The sequence below is a fragment of the Sphingobacterium bovisgrunnientis genome, assembly GCF_009829085.1.
GTDB lineage: Bacteria > Bacteroidota > Bacteroidia > Sphingobacteriales > Sphingobacteriaceae > Sphingobacterium > Sphingobacterium bovisgrunnientis.
On sequence record NZ_WUQY01000009.1, the window covers coordinates 80,918 to 106,729 of the forward strand.

At 36.7% G+C, this 25,812-nt stretch carries 24 protein-coding genes; 10 read left to right on the plus strand and 14 right to left on the minus strand.

Annotation, left to right across the window (positions count from 1 at the left end):
• Positions 1–44: 44 nt before the first annotated feature.
• The 7 genes from atpH to GOQ16_RS18085 form a co-directional block, all read right to left on the minus strand.
• Positions 45–590 (minus strand): ATP synthase F1 subunit delta, encoded by a 546-nt coding sequence (gene atpH, locus GOQ16_RS06515; protein WP_160068555.1) that lies wholly within the window; start codon positions 588–590, stop codon positions 45–47.
• 55 nt (positions 591–645) lie between these two features.
• Positions 646–1,146 carry a F0F1 ATP synthase subunit B gene (locus GOQ16_RS06520; RefSeq protein WP_160068556.1) on the minus strand — a complete coding sequence of 167 codons (501 nt, stop codon included), beginning with the start codon at positions 1,144–1,146 and terminating at the stop codon, positions 646–648.
• Positions 1,147–1,260: 114 nt separating this feature from the next.
• Positions 1,261–1,449, minus strand: coding sequence for an ATP synthase F0 subunit C (gene atpE, locus GOQ16_RS06525; RefSeq protein WP_039053475.1), 189 nt, complete (start codon positions 1,447–1,449; stop codon positions 1,261–1,263).
• Between the two features lie 37 nt (positions 1,450–1,486).
• Complete coding sequence (gene atpB, locus GOQ16_RS06530) at positions 1,487–2,569, minus strand: F0F1 ATP synthase subunit A (protein ID WP_160068557.1); 1,083 nt, start codon at positions 2,567–2,569, stop codon at positions 1,487–1,489.
• Between the two features lie 93 nt (positions 2,570–2,662).
• A complete protein-coding gene (locus tag GOQ16_RS06535; protein WP_160068558.1) occupies positions 2,663–3,061 on the minus strand; it encodes a hypothetical protein in 399 nt (132 codons plus the stop codon).
• On the minus strand, positions 3,054–3,290 hold the full coding sequence (locus tag GOQ16_RS06540) for an AtpZ/AtpI family protein (protein ID WP_223225118.1): 237 nt from the start codon (positions 3,288–3,290) through the stop codon (positions 3,054–3,056). The genes GOQ16_RS06535 and GOQ16_RS06540 overlap by 8 nt, the downstream gene beginning before the upstream one ends.
• A 57-nt stretch (positions 3,291–3,347) precedes the next feature.
• Positions 3,348–5,561 carry a helix-turn-helix domain-containing protein gene (locus GOQ16_RS18085; protein WP_160068559.1) on the minus strand — a complete coding sequence of 738 codons (2,214 nt, stop codon included), beginning with the start codon at positions 5,559–5,561 and terminating at the stop codon, positions 3,348–3,350.
• A gap of 124 nt (positions 5,562–5,685) precedes the next feature.
• Between GOQ16_RS18085 and GOQ16_RS06550 the strand changes: the two genes are divergently transcribed.
• The gene (locus tag GOQ16_RS06550) at positions 5,686–6,192 is read left to right on the plus strand and encodes a cupin domain-containing protein (RefSeq protein ID WP_149913034.1); all 507 of its coding nucleotides are present in this window, start codon (positions 5,686–5,688) and stop codon (positions 6,190–6,192) included.
• 49 nt (positions 6,193–6,241) lie between these two features.
• Here GOQ16_RS06550 and GOQ16_RS06555 read toward each other — a convergent pair whose 3' ends face one another.
• Positions 6,242–7,444 carry an exo-beta-N-acetylmuramidase NamZ family protein gene (locus GOQ16_RS06555; protein WP_160068560.1) on the minus strand — a complete coding sequence of 401 codons (1,203 nt, stop codon included), beginning with the start codon at positions 7,442–7,444 and terminating at the stop codon, positions 6,242–6,244.
• Between the two features lie 144 nt (positions 7,445–7,588).
• Here GOQ16_RS06555 and GOQ16_RS06560 point away from each other — a divergent pair, with 144 nt between their 5' ends.
• From GOQ16_RS06560 to GOQ16_RS06570, 3 genes are all read left to right on the plus strand, one after another.
• Positions 7,589–9,442, plus strand: coding sequence for a DNA topoisomerase IV subunit B (locus GOQ16_RS06560; protein WP_149913036.1), 1,854 nt, complete (start codon positions 7,589–7,591; stop codon positions 9,440–9,442).
• A gap of 63 nt (positions 9,443–9,505) precedes the next feature.
• Positions 9,506–10,351 carry a formyltetrahydrofolate deformylase gene (gene purU, locus GOQ16_RS06565; RefSeq protein WP_160068561.1) on the plus strand — a complete coding sequence of 282 codons (846 nt, stop codon included), beginning with the start codon at positions 9,506–9,508 and terminating at the stop codon, positions 10,349–10,351.
• A gap of 128 nt (positions 10,352–10,479) precedes the next feature.
• Positions 10,480–12,255 (plus strand): hypothetical protein, encoded by a 1,776-nt coding sequence (locus tag GOQ16_RS06570; protein WP_160068562.1) that lies wholly within the window; start codon positions 10,480–10,482, stop codon positions 12,253–12,255.
• 36 nt (positions 12,256–12,291) lie between these two features.
• Here the strand turns inward: GOQ16_RS06570 and GOQ16_RS06575 are convergent, their stop codons facing one another.
• From GOQ16_RS06575 to GOQ16_RS06590, 4 genes are read right to left on the minus strand one after another with little or no spacing between them, the layout of a single operon-like run.
• On the minus strand, positions 12,292–13,194 hold the full coding sequence (locus GOQ16_RS06575; RefSeq protein WP_160068563.1) for a class I SAM-dependent methyltransferase: 903 nt from the start codon (positions 13,192–13,194) through the stop codon (positions 12,292–12,294).
• A 51-nt stretch (positions 13,195–13,245) separates the two neighbouring features.
• On the minus strand, positions 13,246–13,815 hold the full coding sequence (locus tag GOQ16_RS06580; protein ID WP_160068564.1) for a hypothetical protein: 570 nt from the start codon (positions 13,813–13,815) through the stop codon (positions 13,246–13,248).
• 3 nt (positions 13,816–13,818) lie between these two features.
• Positions 13,819–14,574, minus strand: coding sequence for an ABC transporter ATP-binding protein (locus tag GOQ16_RS06585; protein WP_149913040.1), 756 nt, complete (start codon positions 14,572–14,574; stop codon positions 13,819–13,821).
• 10 nt (positions 14,575–14,584) lie between these two features.
• The gene (locus GOQ16_RS06590; protein ID WP_160068565.1) at positions 14,585–15,319 is read right to left on the minus strand and encodes an MlaE family ABC transporter permease; all 735 of its coding nucleotides are present in this window, start codon (positions 15,317–15,319) and stop codon (positions 14,585–14,587) included.
• A gap of 194 nt (positions 15,320–15,513) precedes the next feature.
• On the opposite strand from GOQ16_RS06590, the gene GOQ16_RS06595 reads away from it, so the two are divergent.
• From GOQ16_RS06595 to GOQ16_RS06605, 3 genes are all read left to right on the plus strand, one after another.
• Positions 15,514–16,410, plus strand: a complete 897-nt coding sequence (locus GOQ16_RS06595; protein WP_160068566.1) for a toast rack family protein — start codon at positions 15,514–15,516, stop codon at positions 16,408–16,410.
• A 29-nt stretch (positions 16,411–16,439) separates the two neighbouring features.
• Complete coding sequence (gene ispG / locus GOQ16_RS06600; RefSeq protein WP_160068567.1) at positions 16,440–18,440, plus strand: (E)-4-hydroxy-3-methylbut-2-enyl-diphosphate synthase; 2,001 nt, start codon at positions 16,440–16,442, stop codon at positions 18,438–18,440.
• 101 nt (positions 18,441–18,541) lie between these two features.
• On the plus strand, positions 18,542–19,990 hold the full coding sequence (locus GOQ16_RS06605) for an alpha-L-fucosidase (protein ID WP_160068568.1): 1,449 nt from the start codon (positions 18,542–18,544) through the stop codon (positions 19,988–19,990).
• 69 nt (positions 19,991–20,059) lie between these two features.
• On the opposite strand, the gene GOQ16_RS06610 is transcribed toward GOQ16_RS06605, so the two are convergent.
• Positions 20,060–21,304 (minus strand): MFS transporter, encoded by a 1,245-nt coding sequence (locus GOQ16_RS06610; RefSeq protein ID WP_160068569.1) that lies wholly within the window; start codon positions 21,302–21,304, stop codon positions 20,060–20,062.
• Positions 21,305–21,402: 98 nt separating this feature from the next.
• Here GOQ16_RS06610 and fsa point away from each other — a divergent pair, with 98 nt between their 5' ends.
• The 3 genes from fsa (at position 21,403) to rnr (ending at position 25,249) form a co-directional block, all read left to right on the plus strand.
• Positions 21,403–22,062, plus strand: coding sequence for a fructose-6-phosphate aldolase (fsa, locus tag GOQ16_RS06615; protein WP_160068570.1), 660 nt, complete (start codon positions 21,403–21,405; stop codon positions 22,060–22,062).
• 89 nt (positions 22,063–22,151) lie between these two features.
• Positions 22,152–22,616 carry a Fur family transcriptional regulator gene (locus tag GOQ16_RS06620; protein WP_160068571.1) on the plus strand — a complete coding sequence of 155 codons (465 nt, stop codon included), beginning with the start codon at positions 22,152–22,154 and terminating at the stop codon, positions 22,614–22,616.
• 503 nt (positions 22,617–23,119) lie between these two features.
• Complete coding sequence (gene rnr, locus GOQ16_RS06625; protein WP_160068572.1) at positions 23,120–25,249, plus strand: ribonuclease R; 2,130 nt, start codon at positions 23,120–23,122, stop codon at positions 25,247–25,249.
• A gap of 31 nt (positions 25,250–25,280) precedes the next feature.
• Here rnr and GOQ16_RS06630 read toward each other — a convergent pair whose 3' ends face one another.
• Entirely contained in the window at positions 25,281–25,718 is a 438-nt protein-coding gene (locus tag GOQ16_RS06630; RefSeq protein WP_160068573.1) for a hypothetical protein, read from the minus strand.
• Positions 25,719–25,812 lie beyond the last annotated feature (94 nt).

Sequence of the window (25,812 nt, forward strand, 5' to 3'; positions counted from 1 at the left end):
ATAAGGGGTTTTAGATTCTATTAACTTTTACTACATCAATGTGATTAAACACCTTGATTGAAGAAATGTCTTTCTAATTTATTTAATTTTCCAGCAATACTCTCATCCAATTGCTTATCGCCTACTTTAATGATAAATCCACCAATCAATGATGTATCTACTTTATTCGTAAGGATAACATTCGCATTTATTTGTTGAGCAATTGTATTGCCTAAAGATTGTACATTAGCTGCAGACAATGGTTGTGCTGAAATAACTTCAGCTTTCACGATACCTTTCAATTCGTTGTATTCACGAACAAACTCTAAAGCTGTAGCGTATACTAATTCGCCACGACCTTTGCGTACCATGATATCGAAGAATGTAGACACTTCTGCACTTACTTTTCCTTCGAATAATGCTTTTAAGATATTTTGCTTCTTATCTGTTTTTACGATAGGATTCGCCAATACAGCTTTCAATTCCGAACTAGATTTGATTACTTTCGCAACCTCTTCCATCTCGGCTTTCACCTGCTCTAACGTACCTTTCTCTTTTGCCAAATCCAAAATAGATTTAGCATATCTCGAAGCAACTTTGAATACTGACATTTTATAAAATTAAAAATTAAAAACTAGTAATATTAAAAAGCTAACGCTAGTAATATTAGTTTAATTTCACGTCTTTCAACAAGTCAGACACTAATGCTTCTTGTTTACCTTGGTCTTCAAATTCTTTAGTCAAAACTTTGCGTGCGATGTCTAATGACAATGCAGACACTTGGTTTTTAACTTCTGCCAACGCTTTTAATTTTTGATCTTCGATCTCACGTTTTGCAGATTCAATTAATTTTGCACCTTCAGTTTGCGCAGATAACTTTGCTTCCGTAACGATTTTATCCTTCAACTCTTTTGCTTCTTTCAAGATTGCGTCACGTTCTTCGCGTGCTTCTTTCAACAATTGCTCGTTTTCGTTAGTCAAACGTGCCATTTCCAATTTAGCTTTCTCTGCAGAAGCCAAAGCATCAGAAATCCCTTTTTCACGTTCCTCTAAAGCATTAACGATAGGTGTCCAAGCAAATTTTCCTAAAATAAAGATTACAATCAATAAGATAATTAATTGCCAAAAGAACAAACCGTATGAGAACTGATTAATTAATGCGTCCATTATATTTGCTTATAAAATATGAATTTTTCTATTTGTTGTCTTTAATTTTTTGTTTTAAACATGACTTACAACCAACCGTTGCAAGTCATGTTTAGATCTTTTAATCAACTTGGATTATTTACCTAAGATTAAAGCACCGAATGCTAAACCTTCTACTAAGGCACCAATGATGATCATCGCAGTTTGAATTTTACCAGCTGCCTCAGGTTGACGAGCGATAGCTTCCATTGCAGAACCACCGATTTTACCTAAACCTAAACCTGCACCGATTACGATTAAACCTGCTCCAATTAAATTGTACATAATGATTTATTTATAAAAATTTAACAAAAAATTCTGATTAATGATGCGCGTGCTCTTCTACAGCCATACCAATGAATAGTGATGACAACATCGTGAAGATAAACGCTTGTAAAAATGCAACTAACAATTCTAAGAAGAATAAGATCAATGTCAACAACATAGACACACCGATACTACCTCCCACTGTTAATTGTTGTTGGAATAAATAAACGATAGCAATCAAACCCATTACTACAGAGTGACCTGCAGTGATGTTAGCGAAAAGACGCAACATCAATGAGAATGGCTTAGTAAACATCCCTAAAACTTCAATTGGAGCTAATACAATTTTGAATGGAACTGGTACACCAGGCATCCAGAAAATGTGCTTCCAATAATCTTTGTTTGCTTTGAAATTCGTGATAAAGAAAGTAAACAATGCCAAACACAATGTAACGGAGATATTTCCAGTTACGTTAAATCCTATTGGCGTAAGCCCCATGATATTCAATAAGAAAATCAAGAAGAATACAGACAATAAATAAGGCATAAATTCTTTGTAACGGTGACCAATGTTTGGTTTAGCCATTTCGTCACGTACATATAATACTAAAGGCTCTAAGAAACGACCTACTCCAGTAGGAATTGCGTTCGCACCTTTTTTGTAAGTTTTAGCTAATGCAGTAAATCCTAAGAACAACAACAATGCAGCTAACATTAAACCTACTACGTTTTTCGTGATAGAAAAATCCCAAGGCTTTGCATTTGTTGGGTGATGCTCAGCATCGTAGTTGATTGTTCCAGCAGCATCAGTTTTGTAAATCTTACCGTGGTAATTTTTGTAAAATTCACCATCTTTCTCGACTACACCGTTTCCTTTTTTGAACTCGCCAGAAGAAAACACTTTCAAACCACCATCAATCAAAATTACTGGCAATGGAAAACCTACATATTCTTCACCTTTTTTGAATAAAGTAAAATAGTGATCATCTTGCAAGTGATGTGCGATGTGCTCATTAATTTCTTGCGCTTGAGACTTTGGAGTTTCACCGTGTGCGTCTTCAGCAGCTAGAGATAAGAAAGGATTGGCAGCAAATAAAATTACTGTTAAAAATAAAAGTGCTCTTTTAAGATTCACCATTTTAGATTACTATTGAATAATGAAAAATTTTGTGCAAAAATACAACTTTATTTGGCATATAATATGTTTTACTTAAACTTTTTTATAAAAAGTTTACTGCGCATTATTTTCTTGATTAAGAGCCTTGAATGCCACAAAAACATCGAAAATAAGGAACAGAAAAAACACAACTAAGAAATTATATTCAATAAAGTCATTTTCAAATTTATTTAAGCCATTTTTGATGTAAATGTAACTCGCAATAGCATTAATTGTCATCAAAGCCAAAAACACAAAACCCAAACTTTTAGGCATTGCGTATTGTGTCAACAACGTCAATACGACTACAAATAAGGAAATCCCCACACCAAAAGAATACATCCCCAACAGGGTATAATCCGTTTGCTCCCAGAAATGGTTAGTTTCTATTCCGTTTAATACTAAAGTATGTGCAAAATAAGACGCTACCCCAACGACGAGTAACATCACAATATATCTAATATAGTTATTCATTTTTACTTATTCGGTTGGCTTGTTTGATAAATTGAAATAATGATACCGTAACACCCAACATGGTTAATCCTTTGGTCCACCAACCACCTTCGACTTGATACTTGCCATCCAGCCACTCTCCTAACAGATAAAAAACATAAATGGTCACCCCCATTTGAAATGGCATGGAAGTAAATACTAACCATTTATTCAGCTTAGAATCTTTCTTTTTATCTTTATTCGCTGTCAAAGCCTTCAAATTAACCCAACAAATATATTACAATAAAGGCTTATCGCGAAGACAATGCTAAACTTTAGTTTCTAACACTTTTTGACCAATCTTAATTTCTGGATAAGAATAATCATCACCTAAGATGATTTTGATTTGCGAAGAAGACTTTCCTTCGTTTGCTTTAAGGACATCAAGAATTCTATCCAGTTTTTTGAGATCGATCAATTCTTCAGCCTCAATTTCTGTACCTACATAATGAATCAAATGCCCATACACCGTACCTTCGACCATTCCTCTTTTTTGCGCAATCTGCGCAATATCCATCCCATCCTGATACATATCTAGCGTAATTTGCTTAGTATCTTTCTCTTCATTAACATCGTCGTCAGCTACTTTTACTGATTCATCTTTAACGACATTTATCTGCAATGGTAAATCATCCAAGACTTGCTCTTTGGTCAATGCTTCCGCTATAGTCAGACAATGCTTCAAAACTTCATATTTACGTTTGAAATCCAGCAATAATGCTTTGACTTCTTGAATATATTTCTTCGTTCGCTTACGAATAGTCCAGTCTTCGATGTGTTTTTCGGTAGCTTTGAGAAGCTCCTCCTCCATTTTTGGCAAAAACCAATTGACAGCAGAAGTCGTGCGTTCACAAATTTTATGATAATCCAATGCTGCCTTGTCCGAAAGCATAACATGCAATTGCTGCATAAACTTATGCGCGACTTTCTCTTGCGTCTTAATAGACTGTTCTAACAAATAAAAGAACGAGACCACGCCTTCTTTGTTATCGATATTACGGTCTTTCAAACTTTCCTGCAGCTCACTTACAGCCTCAGTCAAGCTTGTCCAACGAAAACTTTGCAATAAAATCTGTCCAAGATAGGCGCGTTGACTATTTTTTAAAATTTCATCGACTTCATCTTCTTTCACGAGCTGCTTCATAAAATCCACAACTTGAAAATCCGTACGAATCGCATGTGGCGCAATTTTGGAACGTAGCACCAAACCTTCCAAACCCGTCAACCTACTCAGCGCAACATACACTTGTCCTGCTGCAAACGAAGTTCCGGCGTCGATAATTGCCTTTTCAAAAGTTAAGCCTTGGCTTTTGTGAATCGTAATCGCCCAAGCCAACCGCAACGGAAATTGAGAAAACGTACCCAATACCTCTTCTTCTATCTTGTCTTCTCCCTTATTGTACTTGTATTTGATATTTTCCCAAGTTTCTCGACGGACAACCACATCTTCGGAACCGTCCTTAAAACCTACTAAAACCTGATGTTTGTCTAAATTTAGTTCTTTGACAACACCTATCTTGCCATTAAAATATTTACGATCTTCGCCTGTATCATTCTTAATGAACATCACTTGTGCGCCAAGCTTTAGTGTTAACGTTTCCTCCGTCGGATAAGCTCCTTGCTGAAAATCATCTTTCACGACCGCTTTAACATTATGCATCTTACCCGAAAGCTTCGCCAATTCCTCTTGGTTAATTTGATCCGCTAATCGATTATGTGATGTTAATGTAATGTATTGTTCGTTTTTCTCGGGAACAAATTCCTCTTTATAATGTGCATTCAATTCCTCCAAATCCTGCTGATCACACTCATTATTTCGAATATTATTTAGGACAGAGATAAACTTATCGTCACTTTGTCTATAAATGTGCTGAAGTTCTAGTTTAATCATTGGTGTAGCACGCAACACCTTTGCATTGAAGAAAAAAGGACTCGTATAATGATTGCGCAAAATCTGCCATTCTTGGTCTCTAACCACAGGTGGCAACTGGTACAAATCTCCGATAAATAGCACTTGAACACCACCAAAAGGACGCATATCGCGACGAACAGACTTCAAAATCACATCAATTGCATCTAGCGTATCTGCACGCACCATAGATACTTCATCGATCACTAACATTTCCAACTCTTGCAAAATTGCTCGACGTTGTTTGGTTAATTTGATCGTGGAGAATAAACGATTTTTGTTATAAATATTATTGTCTTGCTCATCCCACTTCAACTCATAATCTTCTACAAAAACACCAAAAGGCAACCAGAATAAAGCATGCAAAGTTGTACCGCCAGCATTCATCGCAGCTACTCCAGTGGGTGCCGTGATTGCCATTTTCTTATAACAGTTTTCACGGATATATTTCAGAAAAGTAGTCTTTCCCGTTCCTGCCTTCCCTGTAAGAAAAAGATTTTGGTTGGTTTGATTGACAAAGGCAACAGCCTTTTTGAAAATTAGATTATTTGCGTCGATCTTTTGTTCACTCATATCTTCTACAAAGATATACTAATGTCTAAGAATAAGTATTTCTATATTAATTTTTAAATTTTCGAAAAATTTTGTGGATATTAGTTCATAATAAAATTTTAAAAAACTTAAATAAATTCTTACTATGGCATATGTTGATAAAAGTGAGTTATTCAATCAAATTCAGGAAAAACTAGATGGCTTGGGTTTCTCTATAGAAAGTATAGATCAATCTAGACCATGGGGAGGTTTTTTTGTAATTGACGAAAGTCAAGCTCAAAAATTCGCAAATGAATTTTTTGATGGTTTAGATACACAAGAGCTTAAGATTTCAGGAAAATTAAGTCCAAAAATTCTTATAGTGGGTCCGAATAAGCGTTTATCGTGGCAATACCACCACCGTCGTGCTGAAATCTGGCGTGTAATTCGTGGGGAGGTTGGTGTCGTAACTAGTCCAGATGACGATGAGCATGAGTTAAAAATACTGAAAGAAGGTGATTTTATACGTCTTTCACAAGGTCAGCGCCATAGATTAGTTGGTTTAGCCGAATATGGTGTAGTCGCAGAAATATGGCAACACACTGACGCAGTTAATCCTTCGGATGAAGATGATATAGTGCGTGTTCAGGATGATTTTGGAAGATCCATTTAAAAAAAAATAACGAAAAGCCGAGAAATTACCATTCTCGGCTTCTTCATTTTTAAGGATATAATAAATATTTCTTACGCATTTTCTTATAAGAAGAAATCCCTGGTTCCCAAGTTTTTCTGATTCGTTGCTCACTCCAACCAGCTGCCAACTGTTTTTTAAATTCTCCATCTCCGATCAAAAAATCAATATTTCCGATTTGTCTGCTTATGCTTCTGTCAAAAAACTTGTCTTTGTTTGGATGGTTATTATACAGCTCAATCATCCAAGAGAGATTTATCTTCTTACTTTTCACTAATTTCTCCAAATCATAATTACGTAAATCCAAACCATAGCATACTTGATCCTGAAATACAGGATCTTCAGCCATCCCTGGTTTACTAACTGGTGTGAAACTAAAAGAATATTTATCCTTCAACATTGGGCCACCAATAATCGTAAATGGAAAATCTGTACCACGACCATGATTCAATGCAACACCTTCAAATAAACACGTTGATGGATAAAGCAAAATACTTTGTGCTGTATTCAAATTTGGCGATGGATTGACAGGTAATTCATACAACATACTGTGTTTGTAGCCTTCCATTGGAATCACTTCCAAATCACACTTAATATTATTTACCATCCAACCTTCACCATTGACCATTAGTGCAAATTCTCCCAATGTCAAGCCATGCACCACAGGAATAGGGAATTGCCCTATGCCGGATTTATATTTCATATCCAATATTGGTCCATCGATAAAATAGCCATTTGGATTTGGGCGATCCAGTATCATGACCGATATACCATTTTCAGCACAAGCTTCCATCACATCACGCATGGTATTCATAATGGTATAAAATCGGCAGCCGACATCTTGAATATCAAAAATCATCAGATCCACATCCTTTAGATCTTCTTTGCTTGGCTTCTTCTTATTGCCATACAAGGAAACGATTTTTAATCCTGTTTGAATATCAACCTCGTCATTCACGGTAGTGCCATTACTTGCATTACCTCTAAAACCATGTTCTGGTCCAAATACTTTTACGATATTAATACCAAGCTTCTGCAAGCTATCAACCAAGTGCGATTTCCCAAGTATTGTTGTTTGATTGGCAACTATAGCAACACGCTTCCCTTGTAGCTTTGGTAGATAAAATGAAGTCCGCTCAGCAGCTGTTTTTATTTTCGCATTGTCGTACTTTATTTGGGCAAATGAAGACATTACGAATCCAAGCAGCATACAAATGATTAAGATTCTTTTCATTAGGCATGTATTAATTGATTAAGATTTAAATATAACAACTTTAATATTCTTTTTGTAGTTTATTGATGTAACTTTTCGCACATCTTAATTCCTCTCTTTATCGGTATTTTTTTTATATTTTTGCTTCAAATTTTTGGATAAATCATGACAGCATATAACGAAGACAGTATACGATCACTCGACTGGAAAGAACATATTAGATTACGTCCAGGTATGTACATCGGTAAGCTAGGCGATGGCTCTGCTTATGACGATGGTATTTATGTATTGCTCAAAGAAGTCATGGACAACTCGATTGACGAATTTGTCATGGGAGCTGGAAGAACTATTGATATCACAGTGACAGAAAATAAAGTTTCGGTACGTGACTATGGGCGTGGTATACCGATTGGTTCTGTAGTCGATGTAGTTTCGAAGATTAATACTGGAGGTAAATACGACAGCAAGGCTTTCCAAAAATCTGTTGGTCTTAATGGTGTCGGTACGAAAGCTGTGAATGCACTTTCTACCAGTTTCACTGTGCAATCATACCGCGAAGGTAAAACGCGTATTGCGACTTTTAGCAAAGGCGAATTGCAAACCGATGAACAAAAAGATACAACACAACGTAATGGTACGTCGGTAACATTCTATCCAGACGATAGTATTTTTAAACACTATAAATACCGCATCGAATTTGTCGAAAACATGATATGGAATTATGTTTTCTTGAATTCTGGACTGACAATCAATTTCAATGGTCAAAAATTCGTTTCTGAAAATGGATTAAAGGATTTGTTGGAAAGAAATGTTGATACCGAAGGCATGCGCTACCCAATCATTCACCTAAAAGGTGAAGATATCGAGATAGCGATGACGCATGGGCAACAATACGGAGAAGATTATTATTCATTTGTAAATGGTCAACATACGACACAAGGTGGAACACACCAAGCGGCATTCCGTGAAGCTGTAGTAAAAACTATACGCGAGTTTTATAAAAAAGATTTTGATGCTTCAGATGTCCGTGCATCTATTATTAGTGCTATTGCAATTAAAGTACAAGAGCCTGTCTTTGAATCACAAACTAAAACCAAATTAGGTTCACAAAGCGTCGGCCCTGAAGGCCCTACCGTTCGTACATTCATCAATGATTTTGTCAAAAAAGCCCTTGATGACTACTTACATAAAGATTCAGCCACGGCAGAAGCGTTATTAAAACGAATTATGCAGTCCGAGCGTGAACGTAAAGATATCGCTGGTATTAAAAAATTAGCAAACGAGCGCGCTAAAAAAGCTTCTTTACACAACCGAAAACTGCGTGATTGTAAAGTCCATTATGGGGATAAAAGCGACAGAAATCTAGAGACCACGCTTTTCATTACCGAGGGTGACTCAGCTTCGGGTTCGATTACCAAATCGCGCGATGTGCAGACACAAGCGGTATTCAGTTTGCGTGGTAAACCGTTGAACTGCTATGGTCTAACCAAAAAAATCGTGTATGAAAACGAGGAATTCAATTTATTGCAACATGCTTTAAATATTGAAGATGGCATGGACGGACTACGTTACAACAATATTGTAATCGCTACCGATGCCGATGTCGATGGTATGCACATTCGACTGTTGATGATGACGTTCTTTTTGCAATTTTTCCCTGATTTGGTGAAAGCGGGCCACGTGTATATCCTGCAAACTCCATTATTCCGTGTGCGTAACAAAAGGGAAACTATTTATTGTTATTCGGATCAAGAACGTTTTGATGCTATAAATAAGTTAGGCGGAAAACCAGAGATCACACGATTCAAAGGTTTGGGAGAAATTTCACCTTCTGAGTTTGGTCAATTTATTGGCGAAGATATCAAACTAGAACCTGTTATCTTAAATAAAGACAATAAGTTACCACAAATCTTGGAATATTACATGGGTAAAAATACGCCTGATCGTCAACGCCATATTGTAGATAATCTGCGCGTAGAACTTGACTTAGAGGAAGAACTGGTGAAAGCAGCCATCTAAAAAACACCATTCAGCCTCTACCAATTTAGAGGCTGAATACCATTATAAACAACCTAACCAAACATGACTACACAAACTTTAATACTTATTCAATGTCAAGATGCTGTTGGATTGGTATCTAATATATCTAACGTACTTGCTAAGCATAAACTCAACATCATAACGATGCGTGAGTATGTCGATGAAGAAAACAATAAATTCTTCGTTCGTGTGGTGTGCACAGGAAATGCAGAAGAAAGCAATGGTCTATATAGCCACCTGAAAGCCGTTTTACCTGAAAAAGCATTGATTAAAATAAATCCTTCGAAAAAGAAAAAAATAGCTGTATTAGTCACCAAAGAACATCACTGTCTAGGAGATATTTTGGTTCGTAATTACTTTGGAACGTTGAATGCTGAAGTTTGCGCTGTTATTGGTAATTATGACAATTTGCGAGATTTTACAGAAAGATTTGACATTCCCTACTATTACATTACGCATGAAAATAAGACAAAGGATGACTTTGAAAATGAATTAGCGATTCAACTGAAAGAGATAAATCCTGATTTCATCGTTCTTGCCAAATTTATGCGCATTCTATCTCCAACATTTGTGAAAGAATTTGAACACCGAATCATTAATATTCACCATTCTTTCTTACCCGCATTTATTGGTGCCAATCCATATAAACAGGCGCACGATCGTGGTGTAAAAATAATTGGTGCAACTGCCCATTTCGTGACAAATGATTTGGACGAAGGCCCAATTATTGTTCAAAACACAAAGTCTATAGACCACAGTTACGATCCCCAAAAAATGCGTACTGCAGGTCAAGAAATTGAAAAAGCGGTTCTTACGAGAGCAATACAATTGATTGTAGAAGATCGTGTAATGCTCAATGGAAATAAAACTATTGTTTTTAAGGCATAGTTCTGAACTTATTTTGCCCTTACTTTATATTTTATAGATACTAAAATGTGCTTTAAAACACTTTTTAGTATCTACTGCACTATTTTTTAGTCCGCGATATTTTAGGTAATTGCGTCATATTTCAAACTATGACACATACATTCCATATACCCGTCTTAGGACTTGCTTTTTCTATTGATTCTCCTATCAAAGTTGCGCAATATGGCATCTCATCTGTAATATCTATTGTCGATGACGAACTCATCGAGCGTATGCGCAAATATTACAGCAGTCAAAACGGGATACCATTTCAAGGTATTTCCGCTTTCGAAGAAGACGGTAGAGCCAAACGAATTACTGCTTATTTGGATTTGGTGCAAGATATTGTTAACACGCAAATCCAAAGACTTAAAAATTCAAGACAAGAGATTTCGGAATCACTTAAAAAATACATTGACTTACAACCAGATTCTTCGCCAATCCGCGAAACCTACCAGAAATTCTTAGCAGAAGGTTCGGAAGAAAAAAAGAAGTTAATTTTTGCTGATTTAGTGAATTGTATTGAAGCTGGACAGATAGATGTAAACATCATGTCTAAAGTGGATAAAATTAATCACGACAGAAAAGGAAATGCATTGGAAGGACACTATTCTGATGCCAGTGCAGCTTTACGCGGTTTCGCAAATAGTAAAGTTAAGTCTTCTGTTGTATTATCCGCAGGAATGAATCCAAGGTTATACAGTTATATATCGGAACTTCCATCGTTCTTACCGAATGAGGCTGGAGAATTCGATAAAAAAATAACATTGAAAGTTTCTGACTTTAGATCAGCCCTAATTCAAGCTAAATTTTTGGCAAAAAAAGGAATCTGGATTTCTGAATATCGTATAGAATCGGGATTAAACTGTGGAGGTCATGCTTTTGCAACTGATGGATTTTTAATTGGTCCAATCTTAGAAGAATTTAAACAAAAACGATCGCAATTAAGGGAAGAGCTTTTTCCAATATATCAATTCGCTCTAATTGAAAAAAATATAGTCCTTGACAAGGTTCCACTGATAAAAATCACTGCGCAAGGAGGAATTGGAACAGCTGCAGAACAAAAATTTTTGATAGATTATTACAAACTAGATGGTACAGGTTGGGGATCACCATTTTTATTAGTTCCAGAAGCAACTACGGTGGATGAAAATACACTTAAAAATTTAGCTACAGCAACAGCAGACGACTTCTATATCAGTGGTGCATCACCTTTGGGAGTGCCTTTTAACAATTTCAAGAAAAGTACGGCAGAAATATTACGTGAATCTCGAATAGAAAAAGGTCGTCCTGGTGCGCCTTGTACTAAAAAATACCTTGTCACACCGTCGACGTATGAAGAAGAGCCCATGTGTTCCGCATCCAGAATATACCAACATCTAAAAATCACGGAACTGGAGGAACTCGAGCTTGATGAGGAAACCTACGCAGCAAAACTAGCAGAAATTACAGAAAAAACTTGTCTCTGCGAAGGATTAGCAAATGCCGCATATCTAAAATATGATATATTGGAGAAAAAAGATTCGAGCACTGTTGCAATTTGCCCAGGACCCAATACGGCATACTTCGATCGGATTTATTCTTTGCAAGAAATGGTTGATCACATATATGGAAGACAGGATTTATTGAAGAATGTCGCGAGACCTTCTATATTTATCAACGAATTACGCTTATATATTGCACATTTGACAACATATATTCAATCTAATAAACAGGACTTGGATACTAAAAAAGAGAAATATATTCAGAAATTTAAAGCTGAATTGCTCGATGGTGTTGCATACTATCAAAATTTACGCGAAGCACTTTTTGAAACAAACGCTAAAGAATATCATAATTTCAGTCAACAGCTGGAAGAAGCTAAAGACCAAATCAACACATTATAAAAATGAAAAGCTGCTCTGGAGCAGCTTTTCTATTATTTATTTCGAAAATTTTCTGAATTTACCAAATACACCTAATGGCAATTTTGGTCCTGCAGTAGCTTGTAAGTATAGCTCGCCTATTTCTAAGTTTTCTACTTTAGGAAATGACGTACGTATTAAATTCTCAACGATTACGGAAGAAAATCCTAACGAATAAGTATTCAAAATCAAGAAGTGTTCTTTTGGATCCAACAATTGAACCACATCTTGCATCATTTCCATGATGTGATCTTCCAACTTCCACTTCTCTCCTTTCGGCCCGTGACCGTAAGCTGGCGGATCCAAGATAATACCGTTATATTTATTACCACGCTTCAATTCACGTTTTACAAATTTCAAAGCATCTTCTACCATCCAACGTACATTAGACAAGCCCGAAAGCTCCTGGTTTTCGTTCGCCCAAGTCACGACTTGCTTAATTGAATCGACATGCGTAGTATCAGCACCAGCCGCACGTGCGATCATCGAAGCACCGCCCGTGTAAGCAAATAAGTTCAAAACCTTTGGATTCGGCGTTTTAAAGGATTTAACCGATTCCGAAATATAATCCCAGTTCACCGCTTGCTCTGGGAAGATTCCCACATGCTTAAACGATGTTAATCCCAAACGAAATTTGATTGCCACATCGTTATTCTTGTACTCAATATGCCAACGGTCTGCCGATTTTGGATTTTTCTTAAGCCATTCACCACTTGTTGCCGAACGACCTTTAAACTTAATATGGTAACGTTTATTCCATTCGGCATCGCCTAAAGTTTTTGGCCAAACAGCCTGCGGCTCTGGACGAATCAAGATTAAATCACCAAAACGTTCTAATTTTTCAAAATCACCACAATCGATTAACTCGTAATCTTTCCAATGCTGTGGCGTAAGTAGTTGGATATTTGTTGAAGTAGACAATGTGCTATTCGTTTAATTTTTTGCAAAGATACGGAAAACCGAATAATTATTTTAGGTTTTCATAAAGGCTAATAAATCATCAATTGTCAACCTCCAATAACTTTTGTATACATCAAAAATGGTTTTATCAATCTGTTCGAATGATTTCTTTAAATCTATAATATCATTTTCTTTATACAATCCATCGTACCATGCATCATCTCCATATTTATCAGCTATATCATATAAAAAGTTTTTATATACCAATAAGCATTGTGCGTAATAATCTATTTTTTGATTAATATATATTTCTTCAAAATCATTATCATGATCTAATATCCAAATACTATCATTATCGTTTAAATCAATACAAATGGGATTTCCAGCACCATCTGAACCAAATTGAATATAGTTATCATAGCCTTCATGCAACCAACCTTTTGTTATAGATTCAACCCAAAGACATTCATTTTCTTTATTAAAAAAGATATATAAAGGCGCATCTCTAGGAAACCCTTTTAATAAAAATAATTTCGTATTTGTCTTTAATTCAACTTTGTTTAAGTTAGATAAGTTTCCAACCAACCATTCACTAGGCTTTTCATCTTTTGCATACCAAGTTTCAAAATTAAATTCTAACATAAATTACTTCATTGTATCCTTAGCGGCTTTCATCAATGGACTAGCAAACACGAAGTCATTCAATTCTTGTACATCCGAATGCAACATATCTTGATTCGAGCCTTCCCAAAATTTCTGCCCCTTATATAAAAACATAATATACTCGCCTATTCCCATCACAGAATTCATATCGTGTGTCACGACAACAGTTGTACATTCGTATTCTTGGGTCAATTCTAGAATAAGTTCATCTATCAAAATAGAAGTCGCTGGATCCAATCCCGAATTAGGTTCATCGCAAAACAAATATTTGGGACTCATCGCTATTGCCCGTGCAATCCCGACCCTTTTCTTCATCCCTCCAGAAAGCTCAGCAGGATAAAGCTTGTTCGTATTCAATAAGTTTACGCGTTCCAAACAAAAATTAGCACGATCACGTTTTTCGGATTTGCTCATTTCGGTAAACATATCCAAAGTAAATATTATGTTTTGTTCTACCGTCATCGAGTCAAATAATGCTGAATTCTGGAATAGCATACCAATTTCTTTTCGGACAGGAACCTTCTCTTCAAAATCCATCGCTGTGAATTCTTGCTTATCAAAGAAAACGCGCCCCTGCTCAGGTTTATGCAACCCTACAATACATTTAAGCAAAGTACTCTTTCCAGATCCCGAACCACCAATTATTAAAGAAACCTTTCCAGGTTCAAAAATCGCATCAATTCCTGTTAATACTTTTTTATCGCCAAAAGATTTATGTATATCTTGAACTTCAATCATTCTTCTCTAATTATAACATCAATGCAGTAATCACATAATCACAAGCTAATATCGTAATACAACCTACCACTACAGCACGCGTACCTGCTTGACCTACTTCTAATGCTCCCCCACGCACATGAAAACCTTTATACGCTGGAATAGTCGTAATGATAAAACCATACACAAAAGCTTTCACCATTGCTACAGCCACTGTCAATCCGTTGAATCCACCCTGAATACCTTGTATATACTCATTCGTAGTCACTGCTCCTGTCAATACACCACCTAATAGACCACCTACCAATGCACAAACTATAGCGATTATGACCAAAACAGGCACCATGATCACACCAGCAATCAACTTTGGCATAATTAAATAACCTGCAGCATTAATTCCCATAATTTCCAACGCATCTATCTGCTCAGTCACACGCATAGAACCTATTTGCGAAGAAATAGATGACCCTACTTTTCCCATTAATACAAGCGCAGAAATGGTTGGTCCAAGCTCAAGGATATTAGAGTCACGGTTAATTTGTCCGATAACAGATCTTGGAATAAAGTCAGAATTCAGCTGAAAAGCAATTTGCATGGTCATTACAGCACCGATGAATGTTGAGATGATGACAATCAAGCCCAAGGATCCTACGCCTATCTCACTCATCTCATGCAACATTTCTTTATAGTATACGCGCCATTTTTCTGGTTTTTTGAAAACCTTTTTTAATAAGAGAATATATTCACCAAAATAATAGAATATCATATGTGTAATTACGGTTTATGCTAAAATACATATTATATACTTATAACCCATAAAATTTGCTTTTGTTTAAAATTCAATAAACATCTACACATTCACCGAAAGTTTTCCTTTCTTTACCGAATATAGTTACCAAACATTAAACGACCTTCTTACATTCGTATCATATATAGAAGAATGTATATATTTACACTAATATGAAAAGTAAAATTTCCACCGGCATTTGGCTTGTATTTTTTGGAATCATTGCTTTATTGGACAATTTCAATATCATCGATTTTAATTTTTATGCCATCATAAAATATTGGCCTTTGCTGATTGTTTCCTTAGGTATCAATTTGATATTTCAATATAAAAACTACGGCACGGCTGTAATCATTGCATTAAATATGGCTTTGTGTCTTTTTTTAGCGTATGTTGGATATACATCTACAGACAAGTTTAATTGGTCAAATAAAGTGGTCTTGAATAATATGGCCAACGATACAACAGGAAGCGAACAATCTGTCGAAGTACCTTATTCAGATGAAATTAAAGAACCAAAGTTCACACTGAATATTGGCGCAGCACTGGTTGATATAGACAGCAATACCAATCAACTTATTGAAGCAAACTCTCAAAGCAAAAGCTTAGGATTTAACCTAAATAGAATTGAAGACAATTTTGAGTTAAATGCAGCTATAAGTGACAAAAGCGCCAAGAGCCATAAAATAAATTTAGCACTTAATAGTACTCCTCTTTGGAAGATGACTTTTAATATTGGCGCGGCCAAATTCAACGCAGATTTTTCTGCCCATAAGTTTTCGAGAATGGAAATCAATTCAGGCGCTGCTAACGTAACACTAAAATTAGGACAGCCTGCTTTAGATGATGTCAAAATTGAAATAAACACAGCAGCTTCTACAGCTCGACTTTCTTTACCTAAAGATGTGGCTTGCGCCATCGATATGACAACAATTCTTTCAAACAATAAATTAGAAGGATTTACGAAGAAAGATGGAGTATGGCAAACCGATAATTACGAAACCGCAGCTAAAAAATACAATGTTGAATTAAACGGTGCAGCGAATTCTCTTAAGATCGATAGATATTAAATCTATAAATAACTACCTTTGTTTTTGAAATGGACACACAACAAAGTTTGATATTGCCAGGTAGTTATTGCAACTCCAAATTAACATATTCACGATTCAAAACGCGTGAAATCCAAATTGGTCATCTTGGAATGGGTGGTGATAATCCTATTCGTATCCAAAGTATGACTACTATTGATACAATGGATACCTTGGGATCGGTCGAACAAACTATTCGCATGGTGGATGCTGGTTGTGAGATTGTGAGAATAACCGCTCCTAGTATCAAAGAAGCCGAAAACTTAGGTAATATTAAGAATGAACTTCGTGCAAGAGGCTATAACGTCCCTTTGGTCGCTGATATTCATTTCACTCCCAATGCCGCAGAAGTAGCAGCACGTCTGATCGAGAAAGTACGTGTCAATCCAGGAAATTACGCGGACAAAAAGAAATTTGATCAAATAGACTATACCGATTCAGCTTATCAAGCTGAATTAGATCGTATTTATAAAAAATTTGCTCCACTTGTGGGTATTTGCAAAGAATACGGCACAGCTATGCGTATCGGGACAAACCACGGTTCGCTTTCGGATCGCATTATGAGCCGCTATGGCGATAGCCCAGAAGGTATGGTGGAATCCGCAATGGAATTCATCCGTATTTGCGAAGATTTGAATTTCTATAACCTATGTGTTTCGATGAAATCGTCTAATCCAAAAGTTATGGTGCAGGCTTACCGACTCCTGGTGGAAAGAATGGTATCGGAAAACATGAACTATCCATTGCATTTGGGCGTGACAGAAGCTGGTGATGGTGAAGATGGTCGTATCAAATCGGCTGTCGGGATCGGAACCTTATTAGAAGATGGTTTAGGCGATACTGTACGTGTTTCCTTGACAGAAGAACCCGAAAAAGAAGCGCCGGTAGCTATTGCATTGGTCAATCGTTACAGCAAAAGAAAAGTTGCGCTAGCACAAGACCCACATAGAGAAATCTTAACATTAAACGAAGTTGGGGAGACAACTCCTTATGTTTCACGTGAAGTGAATACATTTGTAGGTGGTTCGCTCGTTCCACGTGTCATCATTGATATTTCAGCTAAAAACTTGAAAGATCCATTTATTCTTTCGGAAGTTGGTTACAAATATGATGCAATCAACGATAAATACCACATGGGCGATCAATCGGTAGATTTCGTTTATTTGGCGGATCAATTACCTTCGTTTACGATGCCCGGCAATCTAAAACAATTGTATAATTACAACACGTGGTTGTCCTTGACAAATAAAGCCAATATTCATCCTGTATATAGCTTAGCAGAATTTAATCAAGCAACGCTAAAAGATTCTGCATTGAATATGGTCCGTATTTCAAATGATGATTTAGCCAGCGAAGAATTCAATAACTTGCAAATAGACAAAACTGTAGTCTTTTTGTTGGAGACAACACATACACACGGCATGGCAGATCAACGTCAGTTTTTCGCAAATTTGCAAGAAATTGGATTAGACAATCCGGTGATTATACGCCGCAGTTATGCCGCAGAAGATTTCTCTGGTCCTGTTGGTGACATTATGAATCCTGAAGAGCCAATTTCTAAGATTCAATTGTATGCGGCTACAGATTTGGGCGCTTTATTAATCGATGGATTGGGATCTGGAATTTGGATTGATTCCCCTGCAACGCCAACAGATAAATTAGCTTCAGTTTCTTTCGGAATATTACAAGCTACTCGTTCACGCATTTCAAAAACCGAATATATTTCATGTCCAAGCTGTGGTCGTACATTGTTCGACTTGCAAGATACGACACAAATGATTCGCTCGCGCACAAACCACCTTAAAGGTTTGAAAATCGGCATTATGGGCTGTATCGTAAATGGACCAGGTGAAATGGCGGATGCGGATTATGGTTACGTAGGTGCGGGACCTGATAAAATAACACTTTACCGTGGACAAGAAGTTGTAAAGAAAAATGTTTCCTCAGCAAATGCATTAGATGAACTTATAAATATTATCAAGTCCGATGGACTTTGGGTAGAAGAAAGTTAATCTTCATCCCTATAAAGAGATTACAAAGCCTTTAGTGTAGATACTTAAGGCTTTTGTTTTTAATTTGTATATTTAAGTTTAAGGAAACCAAAATAAACTTTATGAAAAAACTCATTTTTCTATGCACTTTGCTTATTAGCAGTCTTTCACATGCCCAAAAATTTGATGCGAATTGGGAATCACTGAACAAAAGAGGAATTCCAGAATGGTTTAATCAAGATAAATTCGGAATTTTCATCCATTGGGGAGTATATGCGGTTCCAGCATATGCACCTGTCATCCCGAATAATGGATTAAGTTATTCGGAATGGTATTGGCAACGAATTGCTTCCAAAGAACCAAAATATTGGGATTTTCACACGAAGAATTTCGGTGAAAATTTTACATACGACCAATTTGAGCCAAATTTTAAGACCGAATTATACAATCCCGCACAATGGGCTGAAGTATTCAAAAATTCGGGGGCAAAATATGTAGTTTTGACATCAAAACATCATGACGGTTATGCATTATGGGATAATCCACAAGCGGATCGCACCTGGGGAAGACCTTGGAATGCGGTTTCTGGTACGCCAAAACGTGATTTGCTTGGTGACTTAACAACTGCTGTACGAGATGCAGGATTGAAAATGGGCTACTATTATTCGCTTTACGAATGGTATAACCCCCTATGGCAGTCCGATAAAAAGAAATATATCAACGACCATATGCTTCCTCAATTGAAAGATTTGGTTAACAAACATAAACCATCTATTATTTTTTCGGATGGTGAATGGGATTTATCCGATACCACATGGCAAAGTAAAGAATTCTTGGCTTGGCTTTTCAATGAATCACCTGTAGCCAAAGATGTAGTCGTAAATGATCGTTGGGGTAAAAATACACGGGAAACAAACCACGGAGCGACTTATACGACTTCCGAATATGGTAGCGGCATGAATGCGGATATTGTTTGGGAAGAAAGCCAAGGAATAGGTCATTCCTACGGTTACAACCGTAATGAAAATATCAATGATTACAAAACTTCGAAAGAACTGTTATTGTTACTTATTGATATTGTCGCACGTGGCGGAAATTTACTACTCGACATTGGTCCTACATCCGATGGAAGAATACCGGTTATTATGCAGGAGCGTCTGACTGAAATGGGTGACTGGCTTAAAGTAAATGGAGAAGCAATTTACGGCACTAAAACTGTTAAAAATCCATACCAATGGAGTTCAACTAGCATTCCAAAGAAAGATGACAAAAGCTATATGGCAGGATACAGTGCTGCAAAACTGATAGAACCAAAAGCTGATGTAGCACATGTGGAGTTATTTTTCACCATGAAAGACAAGGATCTTTATGCTTTCTTACCAAAGTACCAGTCAAAGGTCGTGTTGAAAGATTATAATATCAAGTCTAATACGACTGTATCTATATTAGGTTCTTCTAAAATTTTAAAAAATAAAAATGTAGGAAAGAATTGTGAGGTGGATTTATCAGGCTTTAAACCAGGAGAAATCGCTGGAGAATTATTGGTATTGAAATTTAAGAATATACTTTAATTTTTGATTGTAAATTTATAACGAAAAGGACTTGTAATTAAATTACTAGTCCTTTTTAGATTAATAATCTTATTTCTTCCAACTTGAATAATCAATTTTAAATAGTCGTCGATGTAAGTGTATTCGCAAATAAATATAAAATCCAATCGAAATAGCCACGCCAACGCCCCCCATTATATATAGCGCATTTTTGAGTCCCACAGCCTCCGCAATAGCTCCTGTCAATAAACTTCCGATTGGAAATATCCCTTGGAAAGCCATTACATAATAAGACATAATTCGGGCTCTATACGAAGACATTGAATGTGTTTGAATATAAGTATTGATACTGGAATTTTGCATCATCATCGCAAAGGAAACAGCCACTGTGAAGAAAATTGCTGACGGCAAATAATGTGCATAAGCCAAAAGCAATAACGAAATCCCCATCATCAAGGCAGAAAACATGACCCGATACCGAAGATTTTCTCCTGTCTTCAAACTTGCCATACGTATCGCACCAATCATTGCGCCTAGGCCTGCTGCCGACTCAAACCAGGAGAATGTTGTTTCATTACCATTGAACAAATCTCGAGCAACAGCGGGCAACAAGGAAGTATATGGGATGACAAACAAACTTGAGAATGTCATAATCACTATCAATGACGCCAAATGCGGTGAACGCTTTAAGTAATCAAAACCGTCACGAAGCCCTTGCCACGTGGAACTTCCATTTTTCCTTATAATTGGTTTTTCTACCACCTTCATCAAGGACAAAGTCGTCAGTACGGGGATAAAACTTAGAAAATTCATTAGGAAACAAACAAATTCTCCATAGGTACTAAGCAAAATCCCACCAATAGCAGGCCCAACCATACGAGCAGCATTAAAAACTGATGAATTCAGGGCTATTGCATTTGGTAAATCCTTACGATTGTCGATCAAAGAAGAGAGTAAAGCTTGTCTTCCTAAGACATCAAATGCATTGATTATGCCCTGTATAAATCCCAGTACACACAACCAAATGACCGTCTCCCAACCAAAATAGACTACTAATGCCAGTACGCCAGCTTGAATCATCAAAAGAATTTGTGTCCACACCACAAGCCTATACTTCGATCGACCGTCCACAAAAGATCCAATAAATGGAGATAAGAAAAGCGATGGAGATAAGGATACAAATGAAACGAAACCCAACCAAAATACAGAGTTTGTTAGCTCATATACCAACCAACTGATAGCTATTCGCTGCATCCAGGTACCTAATAGCGACAACGACTGTCCTATCGTATGCAATCTGAAATTCGGATAGTGCAACGATCTGAAAATTTCCATGAGAACGATATAGCTTTTAATCTGAATAAATAACTACCTTTGTAACAGCTAAAATTATAGATAGTTTTAAATTTATTAAAATACAACAAAACCAAACAATGAAGTTTTTTATCGACACAGCCAACTTGGCTCAAATTAAAGAAGCGCAAGACTTAGGTGTATTAGACGGTGTAACTACTAATCCAAGCCTAATGGCTAAGGAAGGAATCTCTGGCGACGAAAATGTAATCAATCATTACAAAGCGATCTGCGAAATCGTGGATGGTGATGTAAGTGCAGAAGTTATCTCTACAGATTACGAAAACATGATCAAAGAAGGAGAAGCATTAGCTGCTTTAGATTCTAAGATTGTAGTTAAAATTCCTATGATCAAAGACGGCGTTAAAGCGATCAAATATTTTAGCCAAAAAGGTATAAAAACAAATTGTACATTGGTATTTTCAGCGGGTCAAGCGTTGTTAGCGGCTAAAGCTGGAGCGACTTATGTATCTCCATTTGTAGGTCGTTTGGATGACATTTCAGTAGATGGTTTAGGCCTAATCGAAGAGATCCGTTTGATCTATGACAACTACGGTTTCACGACTCAAATCTTAGCTGCTTCAGTTCGTCATAGCGCGCATCTTTTAGGTTGTGCGAAGATCGGTGCAGATGTTATGACTGGTCCATTATCGGTAATCACAGCGTTGTTAAAACACCCATTAACAGATAGCGGTCTTGCTCAATTTTTAGCGGATCACGCCAAAGCTGCGGGCAAATAATACAACCCCAAATACAGCTTAATAAAGCCTCTCTGACCACGCGTTTGAGAGGCTTTATTATACCAGCAATTATTCGTAAATTTACTCCTATGAAAACAACAGGTCACGAGGCACAAAACCACAATCATCCCACAGATTTTACACAACTTTTAAAGTCAAATGGCTTGAAAGTTACGAAGCCTCGTCTGCGTGTATTGGAAGTTATTTCTGACAAAAAGACAGCCATTACACAACCTGATTTGGAGAAAGTTTTCGGTGCTGAAATAGACCGCGTAACCTTATACAGAATTCTTGCATCATTCGAAGAGAAAGGAATCTTACATAAGATTTTCGACTTGCAAGGTACAGCAACTTACGCTATCTGTTCGACTAAATGTTCGGCTGATCACCACCACGATCAGCACGTACACTTTATCTGCTCGGTATGCAATAGTGTATATTGTTTGGATGAAATCTCCGTTCCCAAAATCAATATCCCCACTAATTTTTCCTTACACGCTATCGCAATAAATGCCGTTGGTATTTGTTCGGGGTGTCAAGTACAGCAGGATTAAAGTAAGCTTATCGTAATTCATTCTAAAGATTTCTCTCGCATATTTTACATGTGGGATAAGCATCTTTGTTGTCATTTTTTAAGCACATTTTAAGTAAAAAAAACTAAATTTATTTTAGCTAAAAATAACATATCTATCTATTTTTTAATACATTAAATATGCTAAAATTACAAATTAAATTATATTAATATTTTTAAATAACATATACATTTACAACAGCACCTCATAAACCCCTATTAAACACAGTTTTAAAAAACACAATTTTAGCAAATAAATAGCACAAAAATATGTTATTCAAGAACTTAAAATAGCTAAAATAAATATAAAGTTAATAAACATAATCTTAACAGTCGTTCCCATCCCCTTGACTCAAAACTTTCGAAAACTCTGGCAGTATTGTTGTATATTAGTATTAGATTTTTCAGGGCATCACATATTGGGAAACACTTCTCCTCTACCCTGCCTTAATTCATCTAAATAAAAAACAAATACGAATAACTCATATGAAGACCAAAAAAGAAAATCCATATAAAGACGTAATAACTCAAATGATAATTGATGTGTTTGAGAAAAACGGCAACCAACTGATGAACTACAAACAGGTGGCCGCAAAACTTAACATCACCGATACAGATTCCAAAATAACGATAGCAGATATATTAAACGACGCTTCAAAAAAGGGTCACTTTCAACAACCCGAAAGAGGCAAATTCAAACTACGTCAATTGAACGTATACATCACCGGAACTGTCGATATGACAGCTGACGGTTCAGCCTATATTGTACCCGAGAATGAACTCGAAAATGACATCTTCGTCGCACCACGAAAGCTGCGTCAAGCACTTCATGGTGACACCGTGAAAGTGCACGTTTATGAACGCAAAAAAGGCAGAAAAAGAGAAGGTGAAATCGTTGAGATTTTACACCGCGCAAAGACAGATTTCACAGGTACAATTGACATCTCCAAAACCTATGCATTCTTCCTTCCGGATGATCGAAAAATGCTGCACGACATCTTCATTCCACTAGACAATTTGAATGGTGCACAGAATACAGAAAAGGTCGTCGTGTCTATTATCGAGTGGCCCAAAAATGCGAAAAATCCCATCGGAAAAGTGAAAGCTGTATTGGGCAAAAAAGGAGAGAATAATACGGAGATGAATGCGATCCTTGCGGACTTCGGATTCCCATTAGAATTTCCAAAAGAGGTTGAGCAAGCAGCCCTAAATATTTCGGAAGAAATCAGCCAAGAAGAGATTTCCTTACGTCGTGATTTCAGAAATATTTTAACATTCACGATCGACCCTTTTGATGCTAAAGATTTTGATGATGCAATTTCATTCCAAGTTTTAGAAAATGGAAATTATGAGATTGGCGTGCACATTGCAGACGTGTCTCATTACGTAACGCCAGATTCTATTCTAGATAAAGAAGCATTCCAACGTGGCACTTCAGTTTATTTAGTTGACCGCGTAATACCGATGCTCCCAGAACGTCTTTCTAACAATCTTTGTTCGTTAAGACCGAATGAAGATAAGCTTACGTTCTCCGCAGTATTTGAAATGGACGAAAAAGCTAACGTCGTCGATCAATGGTTTGGTCGCACCGTTATTCATTCCGATCGTCGCTTCACCTATGAAGAAGCGCAAGAGATTATCGAGAATAAAGAAGGAGATCATTCCGAAGCTATCCTAAAATTAAATGAGCTGGCTTATATCCTGCGTGAACGCAAATTCAAAAATGGCGCTATCAGTTTCGAAAGCGAAGAAGTAAAATTTCATTTGGATGAAAATGGAAAACCTTTGGGCGTGTACACGAAAGTTCGTAAGGACGCGCACAAACTTATCGAAGACTTCATGCTTTTGGCAAATCGCAAAGTAGCAGAATATATCGGCAAGCAAGGAAAAGGTAAAAACAAATTAGGTTTTATATACCGTTTCCACGATGTCCCAAAACCTGATGCCTTAGCTAGCTTCTCCCTATTTGCTGCAAAATTTGGACACAAGTTGCTTACTAAAAATGATAAAGAAACTGCCAAATCATTGAATGAGCTGATGACAAAAATTGAGGGTTCTAAAGAACAAAACATGTTGACATCATTAGCCGTTCGCTCTATGGCAAAAGCTATTTATACAACCAAAGGCTCATCCCACTATGGATTGGCTTTTGATTATTACACACACTTCACCTCTCCTATCCGCCGATACCCTGATGTAATGGTGCATCGTTTATTGCAGTACTATTTAGATGGCGGTACAAAAGTAAATACGGAGCACTACGAAAAGCTTGCTGAACATTCTTCTCAAATGGAGAAACGTGCGGCAGAAGCTGAACGCGCTTCAATCAAATACAAACAAGCAGAATTCTTACAAGATCAAGTTGGTGTAGAATACGCAGGCATCGTATCTGGTGTGACAGAATGGGGAATGTATGTAGAGATTCAAGAAAATAAATGTGAAGGTATGGTACGCTTACGCGATATCACGGATGACTTTTACACGCTAGATGAGAAGAATTACGCCATCATCGGTCAACGTAAAAAGAAAACTTACCAACTGGGTGATGAAGTGCAAATCAAAGTAAAGAAAGTAGATTTGGAAAAAAGACAAATTGATTTTACTTTATTATCTTAAATAAAGAGTGCTAGTAGCACTCTTTATTATTTTAATAGTTTAAAGCGAGAGTGAATGGTGTTCCTCCAGGATTAATCGTTTCGGTTTTTTCAACCATTACTTTATCCCCTTTTTCAATCTTGTAAGTCAATGTAAAAGCATTGGTAATAGCAAAAGCACCTATATTTATTGATGACGTCAAATATCCTGACGGAGACTGCAATACGGCAGTTTTGCCACCATAAAAATATTCTTTTGACACATTATACAACACCTGCCCATCGGTTCCGTTAACACCATTTACCACCCATTTCATCGGATTTGCTTTGTTATCGTGCGATGATACTGTTACACGAATATCTGAATTGTCATTTGTAAATGACGACGAACTTGTGACAGTTACCTTTAAAGTCTCTTTATTTTCAGAAGGCTGTCCACTATCCGAATCTTTAGAGCAAGAAATAGCACCAATCAATACTGTAAACAGCAAAATTTTGTTAAATAATTTCAGAAGCGTCCCAAATAAGGTAAAAAATGGCGGTAATTTATATAGCAGGGATTGCTATATTTAATTTGCAAAAATT

Coding starts and splice junctions, on each gene's coding strand:
- atpH (WP_160068555.1), bottom strand. CDS start 590: ATGTCAGTATTCAAAGTTGCTTCGAGATATGCTAAATCTATTTTGGAT.
- GOQ16_RS06520 (WP_160068556.1), bottom strand. CDS start 1,146: ATGGACGCATTAATTAATCAGTTCTCATACGGTTTGTTCTTTTGGCAA.
- atpE (WP_039053475.1), bottom strand. CDS start 1,449: ATGTACAATTTAATTGGAGCAGGTTTAATCGTAATCGGTGCAGGTTTA.
- atpB (WP_160068557.1), bottom strand. CDS start 2,569: ATGGTGAATCTTAAAAGAGCACTTTTATTTTTAACAGTAATTTTATTT.
- GOQ16_RS06535 (WP_160068558.1), bottom strand. CDS start 3,061: ATGAATAACTATATTAGATATATTGTGATGTTACTCGTCGTTGGGGTA.
- GOQ16_RS18085 (WP_160068559.1), bottom strand. CDS start 5,561: ATGAGTGAACAAAAGATCGACGCAAATAATCTAATTTTCAAAAAGGCT.
- GOQ16_RS06550 (WP_149913034.1), top strand. CDS start 5,686: ATGGCATATGTTGATAAAAGTGAGTTATTCAATCAAATTCAGGAAAAA.
- GOQ16_RS06555 (WP_160068560.1), bottom strand. CDS start 7,444: ATGAAAAGAATCTTAATCATTTGTATGCTGCTTGGATTCGTAATGTCT.
- GOQ16_RS06560 (WP_149913036.1), top strand. CDS start 7,589: ATGACAGCATATAACGAAGACAGTATACGATCACTCGACTGGAAAGAA.
- purU (WP_160068561.1), top strand. CDS start 9,506: ATGACTACACAAACTTTAATACTTATTCAATGTCAAGATGCTGTTGGA.
- GOQ16_RS06570 (WP_160068562.1), top strand. CDS start 10,480: ATGACACATACATTCCATATACCCGTCTTAGGACTTGCTTTTTCTATT.
- GOQ16_RS06580 (WP_160068564.1), bottom strand. CDS start 13,815: ATGTTAGAATTTAATTTTGAAACTTGGTATGCAAAAGATGAAAAGCCT.
- GOQ16_RS06585 (WP_149913040.1), bottom strand. CDS start 14,574: ATGATTGAAGTTCAAGATATACATAAATCTTTTGGCGATAAAAAAGTA.
- GOQ16_RS06590 (WP_160068565.1), bottom strand. CDS start 15,319: ATGATATTCTATTATTTTGGTGAATATATTCTCTTATTAAAAAAGGTT.
- GOQ16_RS06595 (WP_160068566.1), top strand. CDS start 15,514: ATGAAAAGTAAAATTTCCACCGGCATTTGGCTTGTATTTTTTGGAATC.
- ispG (WP_160068567.1), top strand. CDS start 16,440: ATGGACACACAACAAAGTTTGATATTGCCAGGTAGTTATTGCAACTCC.
- GOQ16_RS06605 (WP_160068568.1), top strand. CDS start 18,542: ATGAAAAAACTCATTTTTCTATGCACTTTGCTTATTAGCAGTCTTTCA.
- GOQ16_RS06610 (WP_160068569.1), bottom strand. CDS start 21,304: ATGGAAATTTTCAGATCGTTGCACTATCCGAATTTCAGATTGCATACG.
- fsa (WP_160068570.1), top strand. CDS start 21,403: ATGAAGTTTTTTATCGACACAGCCAACTTGGCTCAAATTAAAGAAGCG.
- GOQ16_RS06620 (WP_160068571.1), top strand. CDS start 22,152: ATGAAAACAACAGGTCACGAGGCACAAAACCACAATCATCCCACAGAT.
- rnr (WP_160068572.1), top strand. CDS start 23,120: ATGAAGACCAAAAAAGAAAATCCATATAAAGACGTAATAACTCAAATG.